This window comes from uncultured Phenylobacterium sp. (assembly GCF_902826855.1).
GTDB lineage: Bacteria > Pseudomonadota > Alphaproteobacteria > Caulobacterales > Caulobacteraceae > Phenylobacterium.
Genome location: NZ_CADEGK010000041.1, coordinates 20,134 through 25,932, shown reverse-complemented (window position 1 = coordinate 25,932; position 5,799 = coordinate 20,134). Strand labels below are relative to the sequence as shown.

Genomic DNA, 5,799 nt, shown 5'->3' with positions numbered 1-5,799 from the left:
GATCAGGCGGCGCTCCATCTTGCGCTCGGCGGTCATGCCGAACACGTCCAGCGGCGTGCCGCGCAGGCCTTTCAGCTTCGCGAGCGCCGGGAACGCCAGGTCCAGCATCCAGGGCGAGAACGCCATCTTCGCCGGCTTACCGTCCGGCCCCTTTCGGGCCAGCAGCGGTGGGGCCAGCCAGACCTTGGCCTTGCCGCCCTTGAAGGTCTCGGCGCGGTAGGCGGCGAAGCGGCCGTCGCTGTAGAGCCGGGCCACCTCGTACTCGTCCTTGTAGGCCATCAGCTTGTAGAGGCTGACCGCCACCGCGCGGGTAAGCTCCTCGGACCCCAGGGGCGCCTCGGCCGCGCGGACCTGCTCCACCCGGTCCAGGTAGCGGCGCGCGTAGGCGGCGTTCTGGTAGGCGGCGAGCTCTTTGGCTCGGTGGGCGATGAGGTCGTCCAGCGGCATGGTCCCAGGAGTCGGGACGTCGTCCTCGCGAGGGCCACGCGCCGACGGGTCGAACGCGACCTTGCGGCCCAGTTCAAAGGCCTGGAGGTTGGCCTCCGCCTCGACGCCGTTCAGCCGGATGGCGCGGTAGATCGCGCGGCTGGAGACCGGGATCACGCCCTTCTGCCAGGCAAAGCCCAGCATGATCATGTTGGCGTAGATGGCGTCGCCCAGTTGGTTCTCGGCCAGGTGACTGGCCGGCGCGGAGTCGTAGGACTTCACCGCTGCGCCGATCCGCTGGCCCTGCTCGTCGGCGTCGAAGCGCACGTCGCGGTCGGTGACGAAATCCGCCGTGGGCGCGAAGTCGGCGTTGCCCACCGCCACCGTCCGGTCCTTGGCGTAGAGCGCCAGCGCGTCCGGCCCGGCCGCCGACAGCAGATCGCAGGCGATCAGGACGTTGGCGCTCGCCGCCGGCACCCTGCCGCCGATCACCGTGGTCTCGGTCTCGCCGATCCTCACATGGCTGAACACCGCCCCGCCCTTCTGCGCCAGGCCGGTCATGTCCACCACCGAGGCGCTGTGGCCGTCCACGTGGGCGGCCATGGCCAGGATCGAGGCGACCGTCGTCACCCCCGTGCCGCCCACGCCGGTGAAGACGATGTTCTGGACGCCCCTGAGCTCCATGAACTGAGGCAGCGGCGTCGCATCCGCGGTCAGCGCCGGCATCGCCTCGCGGTGCGCGTTCTCGGCGCCGGTGAGCGTGATGAAGCTCGGGCAGAAGCCGTCCAGGCAGGAGTAGTCCTGGTTGCAGGTCGACTGGTTGATCTTCCGCTTTCGCCCGAACTCCGTGTTCAGCGGCTCGACGGAGACGCAGTTGGACTTCACAGAGCAATCGCCGCAGCCCTCGCAGACCAGCGGGTTGATCATCACCCGCTGCGGCGCCGCCTCCATCTTGCCCCGCTTGCGCCGCCGCCGCTTCTCGGTGGCGCAGACCTGGTCGTAGATCAGTACGGTCACGCCGGGCGTGTCGCGGAGTTCCCGCTGCACCTTCATCAGTTCGATGCGCGGACGCACCTCCACCCCGGGCGCGAGGTCGGTGACCGTCTGGTAGCGCTCCGGCTCGGCCGCCACGACGACCACCTTGGCCACCCCCTCTGACGCGAGCTGGCGGGTGATCTGGGGGACGGTGAAGCCGCTCTCGGCCGCCTGGCCGCCGGTCATCGCGACGGCGTCGTTGAACAGCAGCTTGTAAGTCATGTTCGCCCCGGCCGCGACGGCGGCGCGGATGGCGAGCGACCCGGAGTGGTTGTAGGTGCCGTCCCCCAGGTTGACGAACACGTGCTTCTCGTCGGTGAACGGCGAGGCCCCAACCCAGCTGAGCCCTTCGCCACCCATGTGGCTGTTCAGGTCGGTGGAGGGGTCGTTGAAGCTCGCCATGTAGTGGCAACCGATTCCGGCCAGGGCGCGGGACCCCTCCGGCAGGCGGGTCGACGTATTGTGTGGGCAGCCCGAGCAGAAGAAGGGCTTGCGCTGCTGGTCGGACGATAGGGTCACGGCGGCCATCGAGGCGGCCGAGACCCGGTTCAGGTAGTCGTAGACCCGGTCCATGTGCGGCCCCGGCGGCAGGCGATCGGCGATGGCGAGCGCGATCTCCGCCACCGACAGCGACACCAGCTCCGAGAGCAGCGGCTGGCCGTTCTCATCGGTCTTCCCGACGATCTTCGGCCGCGCATGGGCCGGCAGGTCGTAGAGCGCCGCGCGGGCCTGGCTCTCGATCAGCGGCCGCTTGTGCTCCACCACCATCAGGGTCTCCAGGCCGGCGGCGAAGGCGCGCAGCCCGATTGGCTCCAGCGGCCACGGCATGCCCACCTTGTAGATCGCCACGCCCAGCGAGGCGGCCTCGGCCTGGGAAATCCCCATGGCCGCAAGCGCCTCGACTACGTCCTTATAGGCCTGGCCCTGGCAGGCGATGCCCAGCCTGGGGCGGGCCGCGCCCAGCATGATCCGGTCGATGCGGTTGGCGCGGGCGAAGGCCAGCGCGGCGGGGATCTTCTGGGTCCGCAGGCGCCGCTCCTTGTCGAGCGGCTGGTCCTTCAACCGGATGCCGAGGCCGCCGGCGGGGATGCGGAAGTTCTCCGGGGTGACGAACCGGTGGCGATCGATAGAGACGTCGATGGTCGCGCCGCTGTCCATCGTGTCGGCCAGCGCGATCATCCCGACCCAAAGGCCGGAGAACCGCGACATCGCATAGCCCAGCACGCCGTAGTCCAGCACCTCCTGCACGTCGGCCGGCGACAGCACCGGGATCTCGGCGTCCTGGAAGGCGTATTCCGACTGGCTTGGCAGGGTCGAGGACTTGCAGGTGTGGTCGTCGCCGGCCACCGCCAACACTCCGCCCTTCGGGAACACGCCGGCGAAGTTGGCGTGCTTGAAGGCGTCGCCGGTGCGATCGACGCCAGGAGCCTTGCCGTACCACATGCCGAACACGCCGTCGTAGCGGGCGCCGGGGAAGAGGTTCGCCTGCTGGCTGCCCCACACAGCGGTGGCGGCCAGGTCCTCGTTCAGGCCCTCCTTGAACACGACCTCCGCGGCCTTCAGGAACTTCGCGGCGCGGCCGGCCTGCTGGTCCAACCCGCCTAGCGGCGAGCCGCGGTAGCCCGAAACGAAGCCCGCGGTGTTCAGCCCGGCAGCGCGGTCCAGCCGGCTCTGATCGATCAGAACTCGCAGCAGCGCCTGCACGCCGGTGATGAACACCCGACCATCCGTGAGCAGAAACTTGTCGTCGAGCGTCACTTCCTGGCGCCGCATCGCAATTTTTATCCTTCCAGGCCTCCCCAGACCGCCTGCAAGATCATATAAGATCACCGCAATTGCTTGCCAAAAGCATGCCCCCACGGAAGCGTTCCGGGGCAAGAACAATACGCTCTGATGCCAATAACAGGAGGAAATGTTGTCTGAGGTGCTCGACGCCGTCGATGCCAAGATTCTGGATCTGATCCAGCACGACGCCGGATTGTCCGTGGCCGAGATCGCCGAGCGGGTCGGATTGTCCTCCAGCCCCTGTTGGCGGCGGATCAAGCGGCTGGAGGACGCGGGCGTCATCCAACGCCGCGTCACCATCCTGGACCGCGACAAGCTGGGCCTCGGCTTCGAAGTCTACTGCACGGTCAAGCTCAGCCTGCCGACCAAGGACAACCTCGACAGTTTCGAGACCGCCATCACCAAGCTGGCCGAGGTGGTGCAGTGCGCCACGGTCACCGGGGCCGCGGACTATGAGCTGCGGATCGTCACCCGCGACATGCACGCCTTCGACGACTTCCTGCGCGAGAAGATCCTGGGCCTGGGCCTGGTCTCCAACATCGAGAGCCGGATCGTCATCCGCTCGGTGAAGAATACCACCGCCGCCCCGCTGGGCCTGGTCAGCCCCTACGTGAGCGCCCAGGGCTAGGCCCGCCGCATCACCGCGAAATCAGCCAGGTCCTGCAGCGCCGGGCGCCAGGTGTTGGAGCCGTGGTCGGCGATGGCGACCTTTGCGGCCTCAGCGTAGCGGGCAGCCAACGCGAGGGTGTCCTCCAGCGCGCGGGTCTCGGCCATCAGCCCGCAGGCGCGAGCAAGGTCGGCCTCGTCCTGCTCGCGGCGGTCGACGGTGCGGACCCAGAAATCGCGCTCGGTCGAGGCCGTGCGCTGCATGGCCAGCAGCAGGGGCAGGGTGACCTTGCCTTCCCGGAAGTCGTCGCCAGGGTTCTTGCCGAGCGTCTTGGCGTCGCCCGAATAGTCGAGTGCGTCGTCGATAAGCTGGAACGCCAAGCCCAGGTCCTGGCCGAACTTGCGCAGCGCCCGGCAGCGCTCGGGTGAGGCCCCGGCGGAAACCGCGCCCGCCTCGGCGGCGGCGGCGAACAGCTCGGCGGTCTTGGCCTTGATGATCTCGATATAGACCTCCTGGGAGAGGTCCAGGTCGTGGGAGCGGGTGAGTTGCAGCACCTCGCCTTCGGAGATCACCCGGCTGGCGCGGGCGAGGATCTCCAGCGCGGCCATGGAACCCGAGCCCACCATCAGCTCGAACGCCCTCGCGAACAGAAAGTCGCCGACCAGCACGCTGGCGGGGGCGCCCCAGATCAGGTGGGCGGCCACGCGGCCACGACGCAGCTGCGAGGAGTCCACCACATCGTCGTGCAACAGGGTGGCGGTGTGGATGAACTCCACCGCCGCGGCCAGCTTGAGGCACGCGTCGTCGCGGGCCCCGCAAAGCCGGGCGGCCGCGATGGTCAGGAGGGGGCGTAGGCGCTTGGCTGATCCGGCGATCAGGTGGTCGGCCAGGGCCGGAATCACCGGCACCGGACTGTCCATGTGTTCACGGATCAGAGCATCCACCGCGGCCATGTCCGGGCCGGCCAGCTGCAGGAGCAGATCCAGCGAGGGCGGGGCGGCCAAGGCCTGGGCGGCTTCCAAGCGAGGTATTCCTTATCCAACAAGGCGTTCGAGCCCCGCGAGCCGCCTTTGCCGGGACAATGGTGACGCGATAGGGCACGGTCAAGCGACCGCTCCCAATCCTTCTACACCAAGGCCACGCCATATGGATGCCGCCACCGAAGACCGCCTGCTGGATGGCCGCGTGCGCCTGCGCCAGCCCGAGCGGGGGTATCGGGCGGGGCTGGATGCCGCCCTGCTGGCGGCGGCCTGCGATGCGGCGCCGGGGGAGCGGGTGATCGAGGCCGGCTGCGGCGCCGGCGGGGCGCTGCTGGCCGCGGCGGTGCGGCGGCCCGGCGTGCAGTTCACCGGTATCGAGCGCGACGCCAAGGCGCTCCGACTCGCGCAAGAGAACATCGCGCTGAATGGCCTGCAGGATCGGGTCCAGGCGCTGGCGGGCGACGTGGCGACCCGGTTCTCGGGCCTGGGCCTGGAGGCCTTCGACGCCGCATTCGCCAACCCGCCGTTCTTCGACGATGCCGGCGCCCTGCGCGGCCCCGCGCCCGAGCGCCGCGCCGCCTGGATGGCCGACGATGGCCTGGCCGCCTGGGTCGGGTTCCTGTCGAAGGCGGTGCGCGAGGGCGGGACCGTCACCCTGATCCACCGCGCCGACCGTCTGGGGGACATCCTGGCCCTGCTGGCCGACAAGTGCGGCTCCGTCCAGGTGCGCCCGGTGCACCCCTTCGCCGATGAGCCGGCCAAGCGCGTGCTGGTCCGCGCGATCAAGACCGGCAAGGCCCCGCTCCGGCTGCTGCCGGCGCTGGTCCTGCACGACCGCGGCGGCGAGAAGCACCGACCGGAGGTCGAGGCGATCCTGCGAGGGGAAGCCGCGCTGGGCTGGGCCTAGACCTACTGCATCGCCCAGAACGCCCGCACCCGATTGCTGGCAGACGAGCTGCATGTCGC

General features: G+C 69.4%; 3 protein-coding genes and 1 pseudogene (1 of these 4 only partly in view). 2 read left to right on the top strand and 2 right to left on the bottom strand.

The genetic code is table 11. The features are described 5' to 3' along the window. Positions 1–3,234 (bottom strand): annotated as a pseudogene (locus QZV94_RS08170) (indolepyruvate ferredoxin oxidoreductase family protein); it reaches 223 nt to the left of the window's first position. A gap of 142 nt (positions 3,235–3,376) precedes the next feature. Here QZV94_RS08170 and QZV94_RS08165 point away from each other — a divergent pair. After that, the gene (locus tag QZV94_RS08165) at positions 3,377–3,874 is read left to right on the top strand and encodes an Lrp/AsnC family transcriptional regulator (RefSeq protein WP_293677319.1); all 498 of its coding nucleotides are present in this window, start codon (positions 3,377–3,379) and stop codon (positions 3,872–3,874) included. On the opposite strand, the gene QZV94_RS08160 is transcribed toward QZV94_RS08165, so the two are convergent. Next, positions 3,871–4,839, bottom strand: coding sequence for a polyprenyl synthetase family protein (locus tag QZV94_RS08160; RefSeq protein ID WP_293677318.1), 969 nt, complete (start codon positions 4,837–4,839; stop codon positions 3,871–3,873). The two genes, QZV94_RS08165 and QZV94_RS08160, sit on opposite strands and share 4 nt — an antisense overlap. 160 nt (positions 4,840–4,999) lie before the next feature. Here QZV94_RS08160 and QZV94_RS08155 point away from each other — a divergent pair, with 160 nt between their 5' ends. Continuing rightward, positions 5,000–5,740 carry a methyltransferase gene (locus QZV94_RS08155; RefSeq protein ID WP_293677317.1) on the top strand — a complete coding sequence of 247 codons (741 nt, stop codon included), beginning with the start codon at positions 5,000–5,002 and terminating at the stop codon, positions 5,738–5,740. Positions 5,741–5,799 lie beyond the last annotated feature (59 nt).

Bases quoted from the DNA above. Each gene is read 5' to 3' on its own strand.
- QZV94_RS08155 (WP_293677317.1), top strand. From the start codon at position 5,000: ATGGATGCCGCCACCGAAGACCGCCTGCTGGATGGCCGCGTGCGCCTG.